Below are 19,720 nucleotides of genomic sequence, written 5' to 3' on the forward strand. Positions count from 1 at the left end.
GCGAGTGACAGCAGCTGCTTCAACACGCCGATGATTGCGTTGCCATCGGTGAAGTAGGGGTCGCCGCCGCCATTGCGGCCGGTCCTGGTGGCGCCGATGCCCGCCAGGTCGCTGGTCGAGATCAACTGGTCGGCGGCACGCAGATCGCCGATCAGAAAGTCACGCTCGGCATCGATGTCGGGGGCGATGTGGTGGGTGATCGCGCCGGTATCGTGGCTCAGCCCGACGCCGCGATCAAAGCTGGCGGAGCCCAGCCAAAGCGGCCGGCCATCGTCGCCGACCGTATCAGTCTTCCAGAAACGGACGTGGTGGCGCCGGTCGGCACTGTTGCCGGCCGGCTTTTCGAAGGCGAGATCCTGGGCGCGGCCCTCGAACAACAGGCGGCTCATCGGCGCATCGGGATAGGGCCGGGAAAACAAGACGCTTTCGCCGATATCGATGGCGGTTCTCAGGGTGATCGCGTCGGCGGTGTCCCAGCCGGCGACGGCGAAGGCGTGGACCACCTCCTTCTCCGTGCCGACAAGCCCAACATTGATCGGGTCGCCGGGAATGCCTTGCGGCGTGTGCGTCACCATCTCGAAGCGCTGGTCGCGAAAACCGCGCTCCCGGAATGTCCAGAATTCCGGCGCTGCGACATAGGCGAGCGCGACCCAGGCGGCCAGAAAGGCCGCTATCCAGATCGCAATGCGTCGCCGAATGCTTCGCAGGCTCATGTGCCGTCACCAGACCGTTCCGGCGTCATTCTATGCGGAGTCGTGTGCAGCTGGCAGAGGGTGCGGCATGCTATCGGCAGGCGCGATAGCCGTTCTTGCGGTTCTTGATGTCGAAGTGGAAATGATTGCGGTGGTCGTAATTGTAGCCGGGGCCGAGCACCGTGGTGAAATACTGGCAGCCGTCAGCACGCACATTGTTGAGGAAGCCGCGCGTGCGGAAGGCGAACAGTCCGGGCTTGCGCACGTCGATGTCGTCGCCATTGTTGAGCTCGATGCTCATGACATCGAGCGCATTGCCCTTGCCGTGCTCGGACAGCACGCCTTCGCCGGCGATGTTGCGGCAGGAATAGCTGGAGCCCTGGTGGATGGTCTTGACGCCGGAGAAGTAGCGCCAGCGGGCGGAAGGAACCAGTTCGTTCTTCGTCCAGGCGGCGAAGGTGGCGGCCATGTCGCAGGTCAGCGTCGCGGCGGGTTTCATCTGGATGCTGCCGATCGACGTGACCTTGACGGGATAGTCGATGCCGCACTGGCCTTCACGGATCGGCGCCAGGTCGGTGTAGGCGACATCGAGGCGTTTCAGCTGCTCGCGGCAATCGGTCTCGCTGGCCGGTATCTGCTCGACCGGCGACATCGGCTCATCCATGCGCGGATAGGCGGCCTGCGTCATGTAGGGATTGGACGGGACAAGCCTCTGCATGCCGGTGTACTGCGGAACGGCCGATGTCTGCGAGCCGACGTCGACGGCAGGCTGCAGCGACAATACGCTGCCGGTGTTGCAGGCCGAAACGGCCGCGAGGGCAAGGCCGGCGGCCAGTACCATCGCGGGTTTCGATCGGCGGGCAGTGGCGAGAAACACGGCGCGAAATTTGCCGGCCATTGGCGGAATCCTGATCCCGAACCTGATCCGATCAGGTTCTACCTTTGCCTGACCATGATCTTTCCGAAAACCGGTTCCCACTTTTCGGGATCATGGTCCGGATATCCGGCATTTTAACAATCAAGGGTAAAGGAAAACTCAGCACCGGCGTTCACGCCTGCGGCCGAATTGCGGCGGGGATCCTGCAACGACCAAGTCTATTGGCAGAACGTGCCGCCATGCCGGCGGGGCTCCAGGTCGAAATGGAAATGAAGTTCGTGATCGGGGTCGGCGCCAGGCCCGAGCACGGTCTTGAACGGCCCGCAGGCGGCCTTGCGGACGGCGTCGAGGAATTTGGCGTCCTTCTCCGGCGGCGATGGGCCGACCCCAATTGTACTGCCGTCCGAAAGCGTGAAACTGCCAATGTCGAGCGCGTTGCCGAAGGCGTGCTCCGACAATTTCCTGGTGCCGTTTCGGGGCCGGCAGATGAAGGCTGATGCCTGGCCGATCGATTTCAGGTTGGCGCCGAATTCGGCCTTCGCCGCCGGCTGGATGACGTCGGAGGCAAAACGCGCCGCCGCCTCGGCCATTGCACAGTTGAGCTCGGTGCCGGGGGCAATCGCGATCGACTTGCCAAGGCTCTTCAACACCAGGGGATAGGGGATCGAGCAGCCGATTTCGGGGTTGCTTTCCGCTTCGTGCTCCTCGAATTCGACGCCGAGCGCCTTCAGCCGCTCGCGGCAGGCAACTTCCTCCTCGGGCATCTTTTCGCCGGGCAGATCGGCCGAGCGCGGGTCGGGAAGCATGGTCTCGTCGCCGGCGTCAGCTGGTTTTTCCGGCGGCGTCGGCGCGACGGCCGGCGGCTCAACCACCGGTTCGGCGCTGTCGGGCCTTTGGGTCGGGATCGGCACCTCGGCTGGCGGCTCCGGCTCGCTTTCCTCAGCGGTTGACGGCACCGGGGCGGACGGTTCGGGACGCGCCGGCTCCTTCTGATGCGACTTTTCGTCGTTGGCTTGTTCAGATGCTCCACTGCTCCCTTGACCTTGCGTCTTCTGTTTTGCCGCCTTTGGAGCGTCCGCCGTCTTTGGAGCATCCGCAGGACGGGGTTCAGGCACCGGAACATCCGCAGGTGCAGGAACATCGGCAGGTGCAGGCGTCGGATTTCGCGTTTTCTGCCGTGCCTGCTTGCGTGCAAGGCGGTGTTGCCCGCGCGATTTCAGCGGCTGGTCGGCCCGCGGCGTCAGCGGCTGCCCGACCCGCGGTGTCAGCGCTCCGTGATATCTGTGATGTTTGGCGTCGGCCGGCGTCACCAGCAGGGCGGCGGCCGCCAAAGGCAACGCCAGTCTGCGAAACGGGGAAAAGCTCAGCGTTGCCATCGCTTCGAAACGGCGCGGGCGTGCCGAAGTTGCCTGGACCAATGCTTTGGAGCGATCACAATCGGTTACCTCCGCGTTACGCGCCGATCGCTTCGAGGCCTTCCTCCAGCCAGTCGGCGAGCAGCGGCATGCCGAGCAGGTATTTGGCCGTGCGCCTGTTGGCGCGTTCGCGCGCCGCCGTTACGGCGTCAGACCATTCCCTGGCGTCATAGTCGCCGCGACCGACCCAGGCCAGCGCGATCAACTCGGCGGCTTCATCGACATTGAGGTCGTTGATCAGCTCGCGCAGTTCCTCTTCGGTCAGATTTTCCGAACTTTCCTCGGCAAGGCCGTCATGATGATGATTGTCGTGCGTGTCGCCGTCGAACTCGACCTCGTGTTCGGCGCCGTCGGCATAATCCTCGTTGACGGCCGCGCTCAGCGCCTTGGCCTTGAGGATGAACAGGCGCACGGTGTCGGGGCCGATCGAAAGTTCCCAGTCCTTTTCAAGTCGTTGCTGCACGGGCCGTCTCCGAGCGCTACAATCAGGCCGATGATAGCCGATTTGCAGCATCCGTCACCTGATGTTCTCGGCCCTCGGATCAGGACCGCCGGCATGCTTTTCAGCGACAGTCATTTTTTCGGGATGAAACGCAAATTGTCCGGCGTTAGTGTTGCATTCCCACCCTCAAGGAGGCTTCGATGCATAAAAGAATGCTGATCCAGGCGGCGACCGCACTTGTCGCGCTGCAGTTCTTCGCAGTTCCCGTTTTTTCCGCCGGCAGCAGCAGTGGTGGCAGCGACGAGACCGTCACCCAGTGCAAGAAGGGGGAGGTCTGGGACAAGAAGAAGAAGAAGTGCGTCGTACCCCAGGAGGGCATGCTCGACGACGACAGCATCTATGATGCAGGCCATGCGCTGGCGATGGACGGCCGTTATGACGAGGCGATCGCCGTACTCACCCTTGCGGCCAACAAGCAGGATCCGCGCATCCTCAACTATCTCGGCTATTCGCACCGCCATTCCGGCCGCGTCACCGTCGGCCTCGGCTATTACGAGGAAGCGCTGCGCATCGACCCTAACTACACGCTGGTGCGCGAATATCTCGGCGAGGCGCATCTCCAGATCGGCGATCTGGCTGGCGCCCAGCAGCAGCTGATGGAAATCGAGAAGCGCACCGGCAAGGGATCACGCGAATACGGCATGCTTTCGGAGCAGATCGACCATTTCATGCGGAGCTGATCAGGCCTCCCAACATTTTCGAAGCGGCCGCGAGCGATCGCGGCCGCTTTTTTGTTGCCCGTGCCCCGGTTGATGAAAGCGGGGATGATTTTTGCAAAACCCGATTTTTGGGCGTGAAAAACGCGCCGAGATTGCTATATTGGGGGAAATTGCGGTGAAACGGTTCCGTTAGCCCGAGGCTGCCGGACCCGTTTTCTTTTTGTACCCGACGACAAGGCTTCCCCCGAAAACACGGGGGCGGCGCAGGAAAGGTTAGGCATCATGAACAAGGTCCCGATGACAGGCGAGGGGTTCACGTCATTGAAGGAGGAACTGCGTTGGCGCCAGCAGGAAGAGCGGCCGCGCATCATCGAGGCGATCTCAGAGGCGCGCTCGCATGGCGACCTGTCCGAAAATGCCGAATATCATGCCGCGAAAGAGGCGCAGAGCCTCAATGAAGGCCGCGTCAACGAGCTCGAGGACCTGATCGCGCGCGCCGAAGTGATCGACGTCACCAAGCTCAGCGGCGACAAGGTCAAGTTCGGCGCCACCGTCGTGCTGGTCGACGAGGATACCGAGGAAAAGAAGACCTACCAGATCGTCGGCGACCAGGAAGCCGACGTGAAGTCCGGCCGCATCTCGATCTCATCGCCGATCGCCCGCGCGCTGATCGGCAAAGAAGTCGGCGACGCTATCGAGGTCAATGCGCCTGGCGGAGCAAGGGGGTATGAGATCGTCCGGGTGCAGTTTATCTAGGAATTGAGGCGCCGGCTGCGGCTTTCAAGCCGAGGTTTGCGCCGCCCCTCATCGCCCTGCCGGGCACTTCTCCCCGTATAGTGACGGGGAGAAGGACGCAGTCGCCGATGATTTCGCCAATTTTCAACGTTGCAAGCAAGAGCGCCAGCATTGCGGCCAGCCCCTTCTCCCGTCACTATACGGGGAGAAGATGCCGGCAGGCGGATGAGGGGCAGCGCCAGCCTTTCCGTTGAACTGATTGGATAAATCAAGCCCCTCCGGCGCTGGCTCGACTGAGCTTCAGCAATCTCTCCGCCTCCGCCACCACCTCCGTCGGCGTCACACTCCCACCGGCTGACGCCAGCAGCGTCGAAGCATATTGCCCGCGAGGACCGGTCAAACCCGGCTCCGTCGCCAAAAACACCGCAACCGTCGGCAGGCCGAAGGCGCTGGCGAGATGGGTCAATCCGGTGTCGGCGCCGATCACCAGCGTCGAGCGGCCGAGGATGGCGGCGATGTCGGCCAGCGGTGACTTTGGCACCACGACCGTGGAGGGCACGGCCCTGGCGATCGCTTCGGCCGCGATCTTCTCACGCTCGTTCGACCAAGTGGTGACCGGCGTCACGCCACGCTCGACCAGCAAGCGGGCGGTTCCGATCCAGTCTTCGACAGGCCATTTCTTGTCCTCGCGGCTGGTGCCATGCAGCAGGAAGGCGGTTTTTCCGGTAATGCCGGCCAGACTTCCGGGCGGTGGCACGATGCCGGAGTTGAGTGTCGACAGGTCGGGCTGGTAGCCGAGCGCCAGCCCGAACAGCCGGCGCGTCCGCTCGATGGCGTGCAGGTCGCGCGGCACGGCGTAGGTGACGTCATAGAACAGCGTCGCCGAGGGTTCGCGCGCGCTCGACCGGTCGAAGCCGGCAATCGCCGCACCGGCCTGCCGCGCCACCAGGGCCGACTTCAGCAGGCCCTGTGCATCGATGACGAGGTCGTAGCGGCATTCGCGCAAGCTACGGCGCAGCGCGGTAGCTTCGCGCCAGGTGCCGCCATTGAACAGCGCCTTGCGCCAGCGCCGGATGGCGACCGTGTGGATCCTGCCGATCGCCGGGTGCAGCGCGACGATGCCGGCGAACGCCTCTTCGACGCACCAGTCGAAGGACACGTCCGGCCTGACGAGGCTGGCATCCTCGACGGCCGGAAACGTGTGGATGACATCGCCCATCGACGACGTCTTGACGATCAGGACCTTCATGCCGCCGCCGAAAGTTCCAGCAGGCGTTCCGCCGCTGCCGCAACCTGCCCCACTTCAAGTGTCTTCAGGCAATTGAGGTGGCCTAGCGGGCAGATTTTCTGGTGGCAGGGCGAGCAGGACAGGCCGAGCCAGACCAGTTCGCGGCGCTCAGCCAGCGGCGGCGTATTTTCAGGCGAGGTCGAACCATAGACGGCAACGATTGGCGTGCCGACTGCCGCCGCGACATGCATCAGCCCGCTGTCGTTGGAGACCGCAAGCCTTGCCGCCGCGATCAGGTCGATGGCGTCCTCCAGCCGCGTCTGGCCGGCGAGGTCGACCACGCCGGGGGCAAGCGCTGCGATCTCCGCCGTCACGTCGCGATCGTTCTTCGAGCCGAACAGGGCGACTTTCAAGCCTTTGGCCATGAATACGCGGGCAAGGCCGGCATAGCTTTCGCTCGGCCAGCGCTTGGCCGGGCCGAATTCGGCGCCAGGCATGAGGGCCGCGAATTTCTGCGGCGCCAGCCCGAGACGGTCGAGCAGGGCGGCCTGGTTGCTGGCGTCGACGGTCAGGTGAGGGGGGCGAAACCTGCCGCCTTGGGCGAGGCCGAAATAGGCCTGCGAGGTGCGCCGTTTCATGGCCTCCGGCAATGGTACGATATCGGTCAGCAGGCCGTAGCGCATTTCCCTGAGATGGCCGAAACGGCGCGGAATGCGGGCAAAGAAGGGGATCAGTGCCGATTTCCAGCTGCCCGGCAAGATGTAGGCCATGTCGTAGCGGCCGCGCAGCAGGCGGCCGAAGCGGCGGCGATGGGTGAATTCGAGCGCGCCGGGCTTCAACGGAAAGTCGATCTGCTGGCGGATTTCGGGCATGCGCTTGACCAGCGGGGCGGCCCAAGCCGGCGCCAGCACGTCGATGGCGGCGTTGGGATAGCGCTCCTTCAGCGCCGAAAACAGGCACTGCGCCATCACCATATCGCCCACCCAGCGTGGGCCGATCACGAGGATCGTTGGGCTTTCAGCCATTCGACATAGTCTCTGACGCCAGTTTCGACGCTCCGGAATTGGCCGTTATAACCGGCCGCGCGCAAACGCGACATATCAGCTTGCGTGAAGCTCTGGTAGCTGCCCTTGAGATGGTCGGGGAATTCGATGAACTCGATCTCGCCCTTGCCCAACGTGTCGATGACTGTTTCGGCGATGGCGCGGAAGGGCTGGGCGCGGCCGGTGCCGCAGTTGAAGATGCCGCTCGAACCGCGCTTCCACAGCCACAGATTGACATCGGCGACGTCGCCGACATGGATGAAGTCGCGACTCTGTTCGCCAGGGCCGAAGCCGCCATAGGCGCCGAACAGTTTCGGGTTCTGGCCCTGCTCGACCTGGTTGAACAGATGGAAGGCGACCGAGGCCATGGCGCCTTTGTGCGCCTCGCGCGGGCCATAGACGTTGAAGTAGCGCAGGCCCGCGACCTGCGAATGGTCACTATCGAAGACGGTGCGCCTGACATAGTCGTCGAAGAGTTTCTTCGAATAGGCGTAGACGTTGAGCGGCCGCTCGAGCGCCGGCTCTTCACGGAACTCCGATCCACCACCATAGACGGATGCGGAGGAGGCATAGAGGAAAGGCACGCGCAGCGCCTGGCAGGCATGCAGCAGCCGTTTCGAATAGGCGTAGTTCACCTCCATCATGAACTTGCCGTTCCATTCGGTGGTGGTCGAGCAGGCGCCCTGGTGGAAGACGGCTTCGATGCGGCCGAGCGAACCGGCTTCCATGCGTGGCAGAAAATCGTCCTTGTCGAGATAGTCGGCTATCTCCAGGTCGGCCAGGTTGGCTATCTTATGGCCGTCGGTGAGGTCGTCGACGACGAGGATGTCGTCATGGCCCTCGGCGTTGAGCGCGGCGACGATGTTGGAGCCGATCATGCCGGCGCCGCCCGTGACGATGATCATGAAGGCCTCTGGTTGCTTGCGATTCCGGTCCTTATAAGGGAGGCCAGCCGGGCTGTCGACAAAGCAGGTGCAGGCGTCACAGTGGCGCCGCAAAGCTGCCGCTTCAGTCGGTTCTCACCGCCTGGCGAGATCGTGAGGAAAAAATGCCGTCGACCGAACTGCTCATCGCGTTTTTCGCAACCACGGCGATCTTCGCCTATATCCCTGGTCCAGCCATGCTTTATGCCGCGGCGCAGACCATGGCGCGCGGGCGCTGGTCGGGGCTGACGGCGGCCCTTGGCATCCATCTCGGCGGCTATGTCCATGTCTTTGCAGCCGCCGCCGGCCTGTCGGTTCTGTTCCATGCCGTGCCGCCGCTCTACATGGCGGTCAAGCTGTTCGGCGCGCTCTATTTGATCTGGCTCGGCGTCTCGCTGTTCCGCAAGCGCGGGGAGGGCGACGTGGCGTTGCCCGCGATCGAGCGCAAATCGGCCCGTCGCGCGTTTTTCGAGAGCATCACCGTCGAGGTGCTCAATCCCAAGACCGCGATCTTCTTCATGGCGTTCCTGCCGCAGTTCATCGATGCCTCGGCGGCGCTCCCGGTCTGGCTGCAATTCGTGGTCTTGGGCACCATCGTCAATTTGATGTTCTCCTCGGCCGACATTGTCTGCGTGTTCCTGGCCGGCCTGGTGATCGGCCGGCTGCGGCGTTCGAGCCGGGCACAGCGGCTGATGCAGCGAGCGGGCGGCGCGGTGCTGGTCGGGCTCGGCGTCCACGTGGCGCTGCAGAAGAGCTGACACGGCGTGGCCGTTGCACCGGCTCGAATTGCGGTATATCGGCAGGCATGAACGACCGTTCCCTCCAACCGACCCCATATAGCCCGAGACGGTTCTTCCCAGCGCGTTGCCAGTGACATGACCAAGCACAATCCGCCTTCTCCCGAACCCTTGCACCGCGCCATTGCGCGCTTTGGCGACGTCGCCGTGCTGGTGGTCGGCGACATCATCCTCGACCGCTTCGTCAATGGCGTCATCGAGCGGATTTCGCCGGAAGCGCCGATTCCGGTGCTGCACGGGCGCGGCGAAACCTCGGCGATGGGCGGCGCCGGCAATGTCGTGGCCAACATCGTCTCGCTCGGCGCGCGTGCCATTCCGGTCTCGGTGCTCGGCACGGACGCGGCCGGCGACAGCCTGGTGTGTATGCTTGGCGAGCTTGGTGCCGAGACAGCGGGCCTGGCGCAGCAGCGCGGCCGCATGACCTCGTCGAAGAGCCGCTTTAGCGCCCTCAATCAGCAGGTGCTGCGTTTCGACGAGGAAGAGATCAAGCCGCTGGGCGAGACGGAACGGGCGGCGCTGATCCGGCATTTCCGCGCGGCACTCGCGGGGGCCGACATCGTCATACTGTCCGATTACGGCAAGGGCATCCTGCTCGACGGGGTCGCTGCCAAGCTGATCGCCATCTGCCGCGAGGCGGGCAAGCCGGTGCTGGTCGACCCCAAAGGCCGCGATTATGCCCGCTATGCCGGCGCGACCGCCATCACACCCAACCGCAAAGAGCTTGGCGAGGCCGTCGGCCATGCGGTGTTTGCCGATGACGAGATCGTCGCGGCCGCTCGCGAGCTGATCTCGGCGCATGGTTTCGAATTCGTCGTCGCCACCCGCAGCGAAAAGGGCATGAGCGTCGTCGGCCCGGATGAGGCGCGCCACATCGCCACCCAGGCGCGCGAAGTGTTCGATGTCTCGGGCGCCGGCGACACGGTGATCGCGACATTCGCGCTGGCACTCGCGTCGGGTGCCGATCCCGTCGCCGCGGCCTCGATCGCCAATGCCGCCGGCGGCGTCGTCGTCGGCAAGCGTGGCACCGCGCGGCTGACGGTCGAAGAGCTTACCGGCGCGCTGTTCCGCTCGCACGGACCGACCGCCCACAAGGACGCCATCCTCGATGCCGCATCGGCGGCGCGCATGGTCGCGGCCTGGAAGGAAGAGGGCCTGAGCGTCGGCTTCACCAATGGCTGCTTCGACATCCTGCATGCCGGCCATGTCAGCCTCTTGCATGCGGCGCGCAGCCAGTGCGACCGGCTGGTGCTCGGCCTCAACAGCGATGCCTCCGTGCGGCGGCTGAAAGGGCCGGGCCGCCCGGTCAACGATCAGCATGACCGTGCCTGCGTGCTCGCGGCGCTTGCCTCGGTCGATGCGGTCGTGGTGTTCGAGGAGGATACGCCGCTGGCGCTGATCGAGGCGCTTTTGCCCAATATATTGGTCAAGGGCGCGGATTATACGGTCGACACGGTGGTCGGCGCCGATGTGGTGCAGAAGGCCGGCGGGCGCGTCGTGCTGGTCGATCTCGTCGCTGGCAAGAGCACCACCGGGACCATCGGCAAATTGCGCGCGGGCGGCACGACGAACTGAGGGTTTCATGTCTGAACTGAACGACTATCTGGTCCGCTCGGCGGCCGCGATCACGGCGATGGTCGAGCGCGACCTGACCGGCGAGATGGAGCGCGCGGCGGACGCCGTGGTGACGGCGCTTTCGTCGGGCAAGGCCTTCCTGATCGCCGGCAATGGCGGCTCGGCCAGCGATGCAATCCACATCGCCGGCGAACTTGTCGGCCGCTTCCTCAAGGAGCGCAAGGCCTACAATGTCATCGCGTTGCCGGCCAATGCCGCGGTGCTGACCGCCTGGGGCAATGATTATGGTTTCGACACGGTGTTTTCACGCCAGGTCGAGGCGCATGGCTCGGCCGGCGGCGTGCTTCTGGCGATCTCGACCAGCGGCAATTCGCCGAGCATCCTCGCCGCCGCCGAACAGGCGCGGACGATGGACATGAGGGTGATCGGCCTGACCGGCGACACCGGCGGCAAGCTCAAGCCGCTGTGCGATATCCTGCTCAATGTGCCCTCGACCTCGACGCCGATCATCCAGCAGGGGCACCTCTGCCTTTACCATCATCTGTGCGAAGTGGTCGAAGCCCGCCTGCACAATGGCTGATGTTGGGGGGATGCCGCATCCGTTGATCGAGCCCGGATTGTGGGTCGAGCGGATCGGCGACCGGGTTTTCCCTCAGCACTTGCCGGCGCTGTTCCTCGACCGCGACGGCACCATCAATGTCGATACCGACTATCCCAGCGATCCGGCCGAGATCGAACTCAGGCCACAGATGCTGCCGGCGATCGCGGCCGCCAACCGGGCCGGGATCCCAGTCGTGGTGGTGACCAACCAGTCCGGCATCGCGCGCGGCTATTTCGGCTGGAGCGTCTTTGCGGCGGTCAACAGCCGCGTGCTCGACCTGTTGGGCGATCACGGCGTGTCCGTCGACATGGTGCTTGCCTGTGCCTACCACGAGGCGGGCCTCGGACCCCTGGCCATATCGGATCATCCGATGCGCAAGCCCAATCCGGGCATGCTGATCGAGGCGGGCAAACGCCTTGATCTCGATCTCCAGCGCTCCTTGATCGTCGGCGACAAGCTGGCCGACATGCAGGCGGGACGGCGCGCCGGCTTGGCACAGGGTTGGCTGGTGGACGGCGAGGCGGCGGCTCAGCCTGGCTTCGCCATCAGGCGCCTGGATGACGGCGATGACCTCGCCGGCCTGCTCCCCGCCATCGAAGCGCTCGGCAGGGACAACGGGTCGTGATCCAGGCCTTATGGCTCACACAGGATCGTTGTGCTCCGAGGCTTCGTAGAGCTTGGCCTCGGTAGCGAAGGAATAGATCATCACCGACATCGAGTAGACGAAACCGTGCCGGCCGCACAGGAAGTAGCGCTTGGCCAGGTAGAATTTCAGGAAGTTGCCAAACGGCGACAGCACCAGCCGCACCAGGCCGGCCTTCTTGCCCTTCTCGACCAGCGTGACGGCCTTGAGGCCGGAATAGGCGTTGGCCCGGGCAAGATCCTCTTCGACCGATATTTCGCGGCGATGCAGCAAGACACCGTCTTCGATCGTGCCGGTCTCGCCCGGCACGCCGAACGATTCGTGCACCCGCGCGGTGAGATCCATGGTGGCGCCTTCCCGGCGGAAAAGCCGCATCAGCCTGTTGTGCAGCACCCAGCGGTGCGCGTAGCCGTAGCCTTTCAGCCAATCGCGGCGGCGGATGTACCAGCCGCTGATCTTGTTGTCTGTCGCCTGCGTGGCGGCCACGATCGACTGCCGCAGCCGGTCGTCGACGCGCTCGTCCGGGTCGATCGAAAGACACCAGGGCTGATTGGCGTGGTCGAGCGCGAACTGCCGCTGACGGGGAAAACCCGGCCAGTCATTGTGCAGCAGCGTTATCGGGTAGCCCTTGGCGATATAGCTTTCCACGCATTCGACGGTGCCATCCGTCGAACCGGAATCGACGATGATGATCTCGGCGCAGAAGTCGATGCTTTCCAGGCACGGGCCGATCATGTCGGCCTCGTTCACGCAGATGATAAGCGCCGAAACCGGGCTTGCAAATCGAGTCATGGTCCCCTTCCCATGGCGGGCCGTCCCCGGAACAACGCTGCTTGCGCTCTCTGTTCAAGCGCAGTTGAGCGGCGAAGTCCGGCAGGCCGTCCAGCCTTGTACATCAGCGTCTGTCTGATACCAACGGGGCGCCGGTGTGGCGAAGGTAAGGAATTCGCCGGCGTACAGGCCTTCGCTCTGCCTCAGGGGTGTTCGAACGAGACCAGGCCTTCATCCTTGACCCGGCGGATGGTGAGAGCGGTGCGCACCGTGTCGACATTCGGGGTCGAGGTCAGCTCCTCGATGACGAATGTCTGGAAGGCGCCGAGGTCGCTTGCCACGCAGTGCAGCAGGAAATCGGATTCGCCCGAGACCATCCAGGCATCGCGAACGATCGGCCAGCCGCGCGTACGCTCGGCGAAGGTGCGCAGTTCGGCGTCGGCCTGGTGATGCAGGCCGACCAGGCAGAAGGCGACGACATCGAGGCCGAGCGCAGGGGCGTTGAGCAGCGCGCGATAGCCGCGGATGATGCCGGCTTCCTCCAGCCGCTTGACCCGGCGCAGGCAGGGCGGCGCCGAAATGCCGACGCGGTTCGACAGCTCGACATTGGTCATGCGCCCGTCCGCCTGCAACTCGCGCAGGATCTTCCAGTCGATGGCGTCGAGGTCGGCCTTGAGTGGCATTAGGGTTCTCGATGATCAGGGTGGCGCAAGAATCTTTCGCGATTTTGTAATTAAACGACTTTTGTGTCGACGCCAGCCCTCATCAACGCGATTTCAGAACGGTAACGAAAGCGGTCATCGCACGAATATGCATATGGGCCGAAGCTTTCCGGGGACGACGGCCCGTCCGTCTTGCTGGCGTGATTGGCAACCCTTACATTACGCGCGACATTCCACGTCCTTTCCAAGACACGTTCGTTGTCTGCCCCGCAGAGGCTTTAAATGACCACCAAGCACGCGCCCGTTCTCATCATCGGTTCCGGCCCGGCCGGCTACACGGCGGCGGTCTATGCCGCACGTGCCATGCTGAAGCCGATGCTGGTCGCCGGCCTGCAGCAAGGCGGCCAGCTGATGATCACTACCGATGTCGAAAACTATCCCGGCTTCGCCGATCCCATCCAGGGACCGTGGCTGATGGAACAGATGCTCAAGCAGGCCGAACATGTCGGCACCGACATCATCAACGACATCATCACCGAGGTCGACCTCAACGTGCGGCCGTTCCGCGCCAAGGGCGATTCGGGAACCACCTACACGGCCGATGCGCTGATCATCGCCACCGGCGCGCAGGCCAAGTGGCTGGGTATTCCGACCGAGCAGGATTTCATGGGCTTCGGCGTCTCGGCCTGCGCCACCTGCGATGGCTTCTTCTATCGCGGCAAGGATGTCGCGGTGGTCGGCGGCGGCAATTCGGCGGTGGAAGAGGCGCTCTATCTGTCGAACCTCGCCAAGAGCGTGACGGTCATCCATCGGCGCAGCGACTTCCGCGCCGAGCGTATCCTGCGTGAGCGGCTGCTGCAGAAAGACAATGTCCGCGTCATCTGGGACACGGTGGTCGACGAGATCACCGGGCGCCCCGGCAAGGCGCCTCTGCCGCCATCGGTAGAGGGGCTGAAGCTCAAGCATGCGGTGACCGGCGTTGAAACGCACCTCAAGGTCGACGGCGTGTTCGTGGCGATCGGTCACGCACCGGCGGTCGAACTGTTCGTCGGCAAGCTGAAGCAGAAGCCGAACGGCTATCTGTGGACGGCGCCGGATTCGACCCGCACCGACGTGCCTGGCGTGTTCGCTGCCGGCGACGTGACCGATGATATCTATCGCCAGGCGGTGACGGCGGCGGGGCTCGGCTGCATGGCCGCGCTGGAAGCGGAAAAATATCTGGCCGGCATCGAGGTGCATCGCGAAGCAGCGGAATAGGGGCCGCTGTCAACTGTTGGAAAAACGGCTTAGAAACGTCGTGTAAAAGCCTGATTTTTCATTCAGACGCCAAACAGAACGAGGGGAATCATGGCGTTGGACTGGGACAAGCTACGCGTGTTTCACGCTGCGGCGGAAGCGGGATCGTTTACGCATGCGGCCGAGACATTGCATCTGTCGCAATCGGCGATATCGCGGCAGGTCAGCGCGCTCGAGCATGACGTCGGCGTGCCGCTGTTCAACCGTCATGCCCGCGGCCTGGTGCTGACCGAACAGGGCGAGATGCTGTTCCGCACGGCGCACGACGTGCTGATGAAGCTCGAGACCATAAAATCGCGCCTGACCGAGACCAAGGACCGGCCCTCCGGCGTGCTCAGGGTGACGACGACCGTCGGTCTCGGCGCCGGCTGGCTGACCGAGCGGGTGCAGGAATTCATCGAACTCTACCCCGAAATCAGCCTGCAGCTGATCCTCGCCAATGAGGAGCTCGACCTCACCATGCGCCAGGCCGACTGCGCCATCCGGCTGCGCCAGCCGCAGCAGCCCGACCTGATCCAGCGCCGCCTGTTCACCGTGCATTTCCACCTCTACGCGGCACCTTCCTATGTCGCCAAGCACGGCAAGCCGGCCTCGGTCGCGGAGCTCAGAACCCATCGCATCGTCACCTTCGGCCTGCCGGTCCCCTCGCATCTGTCGGAGCTGAACTGGCTGGAGACGGTCGGCGATTTCGAGGGCGGCCAGCGCGTGCCGTCGCTGCAGATCAACGACATCCTGTCGATCAAGCGCGCGGTGCAGGGCGGCGCCGGCATCGCCATGCTGCCCGATTATGTGATCAGCAAGGACTCGGGCCTGGTGCAGCTGCTGCCGGAAACCGAGGTGCCGTCCTTCGACACTTATTTCGCCTATCCTGACGCGATGAAGAACCAGGCGAAGCTGCACGTCTTCCGCGACTTCATCATTGCCAAGGCGCGCAGCTGGTCCTTCTGAGGGCCATGTCGATTCAGCCGGTCTGCAAATGGTGGCTTCGGCTCCACAATGGCGCCGTCAGCCTTATAAGCGAGACGTGGACCACCAACCGCTGGGTGGCCCACTGCTGAATGGTGGCGGCATTTTTTTATATTAGCGGAACCTGATATTTGTCGGCTGGTTTCAATGAAGGCAGCGACCCCTCGCTGCTGGTCGGGGCTACCAAGCCTTGGCCGGGCCCGCATCGCCCCGCCAGTGGTGCGGGCCCACAGACCCCGGAGGGGATTTCCTCGCACGCGGGCATGTCCGTCCTCGCTCAGGGCTGGGTTCCCCGCCAGGGCGTCAGGCGCGGCAGCCAGCCCGGTACGTTGCGGCGGTAGGTTTCATATTCGGGGCCGTAGCGGCTGGCCAGCGTCGGCTCCTCGTAGAACTTGACGAAGGAGCCCATGGCGATCGCACCGATCATGGCATAGGCGACAAGCGTCCAGCTCGAGAACAATAGCGCCTGGCCGAGGATGATAGACAGCACGGCGACATACATGGGATTGCGGACATGGCGGTAGATGCCGCCGATCACCAGCTTCTCGGTCGGCGCGACCGGGGCTGGCGTGCCCAGCCCCTCCAGCGCGAAGCGGGCGAAGGGCGTGCAGCAGCACGGCGGCCGCGGCGACGATGATGACGCCGCCGGCCGGGACAAAGCCCGGCAAAGCAGACCATGGCAGGCCCCAGTGATCGCTGAGCAGCCAGGGGATCAGTCCGGCAACCACGCCAGGTGCCGCGATCAGGAAGATGCCGCTGCCGGCAAGCGCTGAAAAAGGACGCATTGGCCGTTCCTCGCCTGGCTGCCTCAGAATTAAACGGCCACTGCCTGATTCCAGGTCATCGGGTGTTTCCGATTTTTTGGAGCAAAATCGCCCGGGATTGACGTTTTCGCGACGACAATGACCCAGCAATGGGCTCGATTTCGACGATTTTTCTGGTCCTATTGGTGCCGGGGATGGGTTAGACCACAGCCTGCGTTTTTTTGCATGCGTGTGTTGCAAAATAGATGCTTGTTTCTTGGGCATGATGAGCACATATATAGATCATCTCCTGGGCGCGTTCTCCTCCCATTAGCGCCCTCGAGTGTTCCCCTCTGGAGGTTAGCCTTAACAGGCACTTCCAATCAAACTCAGCCGGATCTTCATTGATCCGGCTTTTTTGTTGCCCGGACCCTGCCGGAGCGACCGGGAAATTCACCAGAATTGCCGCGTAACAGTGTCATGTAACCTCTGGTAACATGACAAGGGCACCCTCGATCTGCTAAGTAGAACATAGGACGCGGTGTGGTTCGGACGGGAGATGGGGGCATCACTCGGACGACCCGGGCTCAGGCGGCTACCGCGTCCGAACCTTTTTTGCCGAAACTCGGCGACAGCAAATGCGGCGGACCTGCCGTTTCTCCTCCCATAAAAACGGTCCGCAAACAAAACGGCGTCCGGTCCCCCGGGCGTCGTTTTTGGTTCTTGCCCCCTCGAACTTTCGAGGGGGCGTTTGTTTTATGCATGGCGTTGTCCCAAAACCGCTGCGCACTTTTGGGCGACATGCATTGGACGGAATCACGCAGCCTTGCCATTGGTGTTCATCGCTTCGTCGGCAAGGCGGCCGGTGAGTTCGGCCATGTGGTCGAAGGCGGCACGGTAGCTGGCGACGCCTGAGGTGGCCGAACGCAACTCGATGATCAGGTCGCCGATCTCGGCTTGCGGCATGGTTGCCTCGACGACATCCCATCCCGGCCAGTCGGGCCGCGCGTCATAACCGAGGATCTGGCCGCGCCGCTGCGGGATCAGAGCGATGATCTTCGACGTCGCGTCCGACGGCGTGACGATCTCGACCTTCATCACCGGCTCCAGAAGCACCGGCGAGCAGGCGGCCATGCCTTCCTTCATTGCCAGCTTCGCCGCCATCTGGAAGGCCATGTCGGAGGAATCCACCGCATGGTAGGAGCCGTCCGACAGGTTGACGGCGACGTCGACCACCGGGAACCCGAGCGGGCCGGACTTCAGATAATCGCGTACGCCGGTTTCGACCGACTGGATGTAGGTTTTCGGCACGACGCCGCCGCTGATGGTGTCGGTGAACTGGAAGCCGGAGCCGCGCGGCAGCGGCTTGATCTCGATCACCACATCGCCGAACTGGCCATGGCCGCCCGACTGTTTCTTGTGACGGCCGCGCTGCTGCGTCGATTTGCGGATCGTCTCGCGATAGGGCACGGCCGGCGCATGGCCTTCGACCGGAATCTGGTTCTTGCCTTCCAGCCGCTCGCGCACGACGCGCAGATGCATCTCGCCATGGCCGGACAGCACCGTCTCGGCCGAGTCCTGGTTGTGGCGCAGGCTGAGCGAGGGGTCCTCCTCGGCCAGCCGCTGGATGGCGGCCGACATCTTCACCTCGTCCTTACGCTCCTTCGGTCGCAGCGCGAAGGCGAAGACCGGCTGCGGCGGCTCGACGTCGAACAGTTGTTTGGTGCCGCTCCTGGCCGAGGTCAGCGTCTGGCCGGTCTTGACGTCGTCCAGTTTTCCCAGCGCCACGGTGTCGCCGGCCTTGGCGGCAGTGAGCTTGAACTGGTCCTTGCCGAGCATCCTGTAGATGCCGGAAACCTTGGCCGTGTCGCCGCCGGGCAGCCAGAGTTCCAAGCCGTCGGCGACCTGGCCGGACAGGATGCGCGACACCGACAGCTTGCCGCCATGCGGCGTGTGGATGGTCTTCATCACCTGGATCACGGTGGCGTTGCCGTCGGTCGCGCCGAGGCGCTTGCGGGTCGCCTCGATATCGGGCGCGTCATGGCGGATCGTCTTCAGCAGGCGCAGCACGCCATTGCCCTTCTCGGCGGTGCCGATCAGCACTGGCGTCACGGCGCCGTCGCGCAGATCGGCCGCGAGGTCGTCGAAGATCGCATCCTTCGGCGGCTCGATCTCCTCGAGCAGCTGTTCCATCAACTGGTCGTCATGGTCGGCCAGGGTTTCCAGCATGGAAAAGCGCGCTTCCAATTCGCGCGCCTTGTCGTCGCCCGGTATCTCAGCCACCTCGCTTTCGGCATATTCGCGGTAGATGTAGGCGCGCTCCAGCGCCAGATCGATCGAGCCGATGACGACGCCGTCCTTGCGCAGCGGAATCTGGCGCAGCAAGAGCGGCACCGAGCTTGCCGGCTGCAGCATCTTCAGCGTGTCGCGCACGCCTGCGATCGCCTTGTCGACCTTGTTGAGGAAGAGGATGCGCGGCACGCCGAGCTCGTCGAGCTTGCGCATGATGAGCTGCAGGGCAGGGATCTTCTTTTCGTCGGGTTCGGCCACGACCACGGCGAGGTCGCAGGCGGCCAGTACCGGTTCGGCTTCGAAGGAGAATTCGATCGAGCCGGGGCAGTCGACGAAGGTGATCTGCTCGCCCATGAATTCGGTGGTTGCGATCGTCGCCTCGACGCTCATGGCGTGGGCGCGCGCCTCGGGCGAATGATCGGAAACGGTGTTGCCGGATGAAACGGGATTTTGTCGGGGAATGGCGCCCGTACGGGCCAATATGGCTTCGAGAAGTGTCGTCTTACCGCTTGCGAAGGGACCGACTATGGCAATGCATTTCGGTCCCGTGCGTCGTCCTCCGGCGCGAGTACCCATGACTGACCTCCACTCAGGCGTTTCCCGTGGGACCGACTGGCATGCATGGTTCAGGCGTGGTCAATCGGTCCTGAGCGGCGGCCGGCCTGTTCGACCGTCGCGGGCGGGGTTCTGTTCATGTCCACCTGCCCTGATGCATCGTCCCACTTGTTTGCTGGCAGGGCAAGGAAAATACAAATCGGCATGGACGGCACATCAGGCGGTATCAGCGAGGGTTCCATGCGCGGTTGCGCGGCGCCGGATATGGGAGGAAGGTGCGGTCCACACTCAATCACCAGGAGCGGGGTGGCTTTTGCCGCCCGCCATACGACCGAGGATCACCACGATGAAGATCATTGCCTGCGGCAGCGTGCCGACCATCATTGCGCCGGAAAAATATTTTTCCGGCCGGGTGCTGCAGACGCCGATCATCGAGGCGGAGGCGCCGGCGCGGTTGCGAGCCACGCTGGTCAGCTTCGAGCCCGGCGCGCGCACCCACTGGCACACGCATCCGCTTGGCCAGACACTCTATGTCACTTCGGGCGCCGGCCTTGCCCAGACATGGGATGGCCCGGTCCAGGAGATCAGGGCCGGCGACGTGATCTCGTTCGCGCCCGGCGAAAAGCACTGGCATGGTGCGGCGCCGAAATCGGCGATGACGCATATCGCCATGCAGGAAGCACTGGACGGTGTCCATGCCGACTGGTTGGAAGCGGTGACCGCCGAACAATATGGCGGCTGAGTGCCG

General features: G+C 63.8%; 18 protein-coding genes and 2 pseudogenes. 9 read left to right on the top strand and 11 right to left on the bottom strand.

Going from position 1 to position 19,720, the window contains the following annotated elements; genetic code table 11:
* Positions 1-14: 14 nt before the first annotated feature.
* From JT360_RS27490 to JT360_RS27505, 4 genes and pseudogenes are all read right to left on the bottom strand, one after another.
* Positions 15-713: pseudogene (locus JT360_RS27490) on the bottom strand (LssY C-terminal domain-containing protein); the annotation flags it as partial.
* 70 nt (positions 714-783) lie between these two features.
* Complete coding sequence (locus JT360_RS27495; RefSeq protein WP_214475673.1) at positions 784-1,590, bottom strand: extensin-like domain-containing protein; 807 nt, start codon at positions 1,588-1,590, stop codon at positions 784-786.
* Positions 1,591-1,787: 197 nt separating this feature from the next.
* Complete coding sequence (locus JT360_RS27500; RefSeq protein WP_250889120.1) at positions 1,788-2,906, bottom strand: extensin family protein; 1,119 nt, start codon at positions 2,904-2,906, stop codon at positions 1,788-1,790.
* Positions 2,907-3,021: 115 nt separating this feature from the next.
* Positions 3,022-3,447, bottom strand: a complete 426-nt coding sequence (locus JT360_RS27505) for a DUF3775 domain-containing protein (RefSeq protein ID WP_214475677.1) — start codon at positions 3,445-3,447, stop codon at positions 3,022-3,024.
* Between the two features lie 179 nt (positions 3,448-3,626).
* Here JT360_RS27505 and JT360_RS27510 point away from each other — a divergent pair, with 179 nt between their 5' ends.
* Together JT360_RS27510 and greA are read left to right on the top strand one after the other, a co-directional pair.
* Positions 3,627-4,166: a tetratricopeptide repeat protein gene (locus JT360_RS27510; RefSeq protein WP_214475679.1), complete on the top strand. Its 540-nt coding sequence runs from the start codon at positions 3,627-3,629 to the stop codon at positions 4,164-4,166.
* Positions 4,167-4,427: 261 nt separating this feature from the next.
* A complete protein-coding gene (gene greA, locus JT360_RS27515; protein ID WP_214475681.1) occupies positions 4,428-4,901 on the top strand; it encodes a transcription elongation factor GreA in 474 nt (157 codons plus the stop codon).
* Positions 4,902-5,148: 247 nt separating this feature from the next.
* Here greA and waaC read toward each other — a convergent pair whose 3' ends face one another.
* From waaC to rfaD, 3 genes are read right to left on the bottom strand one after another with little or no spacing between them, the layout of a single operon-like run.
* Complete coding sequence (gene waaC / locus JT360_RS27520) at positions 5,149-6,129, bottom strand: lipopolysaccharide heptosyltransferase I (RefSeq protein WP_214475683.1); 981 nt, start codon at positions 6,127-6,129, stop codon at positions 5,149-5,151.
* Entirely contained in the window at positions 6,126-7,133 is a 1,008-nt protein-coding gene (gene waaF, locus JT360_RS27525; RefSeq protein WP_214475685.1) for a lipopolysaccharide heptosyltransferase II, read from the bottom strand. Before waaF ends, waaC begins: the two co-directional genes overlap by 4 nt.
* Positions 7,106-8,056, bottom strand: coding sequence for an ADP-glyceromanno-heptose 6-epimerase (gene rfaD, locus JT360_RS27530; RefSeq protein ID WP_214475687.1), 951 nt, complete (start codon positions 8,054-8,056; stop codon positions 7,106-7,108). Before rfaD ends, waaF begins: the two co-directional genes overlap by 28 nt.
* Positions 8,057-8,199: 143 nt before the next feature.
* On the opposite strand from rfaD, the gene JT360_RS27535 reads away from it, so the two are divergent.
* The 4 genes from JT360_RS27535 (at position 8,200) to gmhB (ending at position 11,669) form a co-directional block, all read left to right on the top strand.
* Positions 8,200-8,832, top strand: a complete 633-nt coding sequence (locus tag JT360_RS27535) for a LysE family translocator (protein WP_214475689.1) — start codon at positions 8,200-8,202, stop codon at positions 8,830-8,832.
* 117 nt (positions 8,833-8,949) lie between these two features.
* Positions 8,950-10,443 (top strand): D-glycero-beta-D-manno-heptose-7-phosphate kinase, encoded by a 1,494-nt coding sequence (gene rfaE1 / locus JT360_RS27540; RefSeq protein ID WP_214475691.1) that lies wholly within the window; start codon positions 8,950-8,952, stop codon positions 10,441-10,443.
* A gap of 7 nt (positions 10,444-10,450) precedes the next feature.
* On the top strand, positions 10,451-11,023 hold the full coding sequence (locus JT360_RS27545) for a D-sedoheptulose-7-phosphate isomerase (RefSeq protein WP_214475692.1): 573 nt from the start codon (positions 10,451-10,453) through the stop codon (positions 11,021-11,023).
* On the top strand, positions 11,016-11,669 hold the full coding sequence (gene gmhB / locus JT360_RS27550; protein ID WP_214475694.1) for a D-glycero-beta-D-manno-heptose 1,7-bisphosphate 7-phosphatase: 654 nt from the start codon (positions 11,016-11,018) through the stop codon (positions 11,667-11,669). Before JT360_RS27545 ends, gmhB begins: the two co-directional genes overlap by 8 nt.
* A gap of 15 nt (positions 11,670-11,684) precedes the next feature.
* Here the strand turns inward: gmhB and JT360_RS27555 are convergent, their stop codons facing one another.
* Both JT360_RS27555 and JT360_RS27560 read right to left on the bottom strand, forming a co-directional pair.
* Positions 11,685-12,479 (bottom strand): glycosyltransferase family 2 protein, encoded by a 795-nt coding sequence (locus tag JT360_RS27555; protein WP_214475696.1) that lies wholly within the window; start codon positions 12,477-12,479, stop codon positions 11,685-11,687.
* Positions 12,480-12,661: 182 nt separating this feature from the next.
* Positions 12,662-13,141 (bottom strand): Lrp/AsnC family transcriptional regulator, encoded by a 480-nt coding sequence (locus JT360_RS27560; RefSeq protein ID WP_214475698.1) that lies wholly within the window; start codon positions 13,139-13,141, stop codon positions 12,662-12,664.
* A 261-nt stretch (positions 13,142-13,402) separates the two neighbouring features.
* Here JT360_RS27560 and trxB point away from each other — a divergent pair, with 261 nt between their 5' ends.
* Together trxB and JT360_RS27570 are read left to right on the top strand one after the other, a co-directional pair.
* Positions 13,403-14,377, top strand: coding sequence for a thioredoxin-disulfide reductase (trxB, locus tag JT360_RS27565; RefSeq protein ID WP_214475699.1), 975 nt, complete (start codon positions 13,403-13,405; stop codon positions 14,375-14,377).
* A gap of 90 nt (positions 14,378-14,467) precedes the next feature.
* Positions 14,468-15,364 (top strand): LysR family transcriptional regulator, encoded by an 897-nt coding sequence (locus JT360_RS27570; protein WP_013893578.1) that lies wholly within the window; start codon positions 14,468-14,470, stop codon positions 15,362-15,364.
* 295 nt (positions 15,365-15,659) lie between these two features.
* On the opposite strand, the pseudogene JT360_RS27575 reads toward JT360_RS27570, so the two are convergent.
* Both JT360_RS27575 and JT360_RS27580 read right to left on the bottom strand, forming a co-directional pair.
* Positions 15,660-16,167: pseudogene (locus tag JT360_RS27575) on the bottom strand (methyltransferase family protein).
* Positions 16,168-16,941: 774 nt separating this feature from the next.
* Positions 16,942-18,993, bottom strand: coding sequence for an elongation factor G (locus JT360_RS27580; RefSeq protein WP_214475701.1), 2,052 nt, complete (start codon positions 18,991-18,993; stop codon positions 16,942-16,944).
* Between the two features lie 325 nt (positions 18,994-19,318).
* On the opposite strand from JT360_RS27580, the gene JT360_RS27585 reads away from it, so the two are divergent.
* Positions 19,319-19,714: a (R)-mandelonitrile lyase gene (locus JT360_RS27585; RefSeq protein WP_214475703.1), complete on the top strand. Its 396-nt coding sequence runs from the start codon at positions 19,319-19,321 to the stop codon at positions 19,712-19,714.
* The last annotated feature ends 6 nt before the right edge of the window (positions 19,715-19,720 follow it).

Source organism: Mesorhizobium sp. dw_380, assembly GCF_018588885.1.
Classification (GTDB): domain Bacteria; phylum Pseudomonadota; class Alphaproteobacteria; order Rhizobiales; family Rhizobiaceae; genus Mesorhizobium.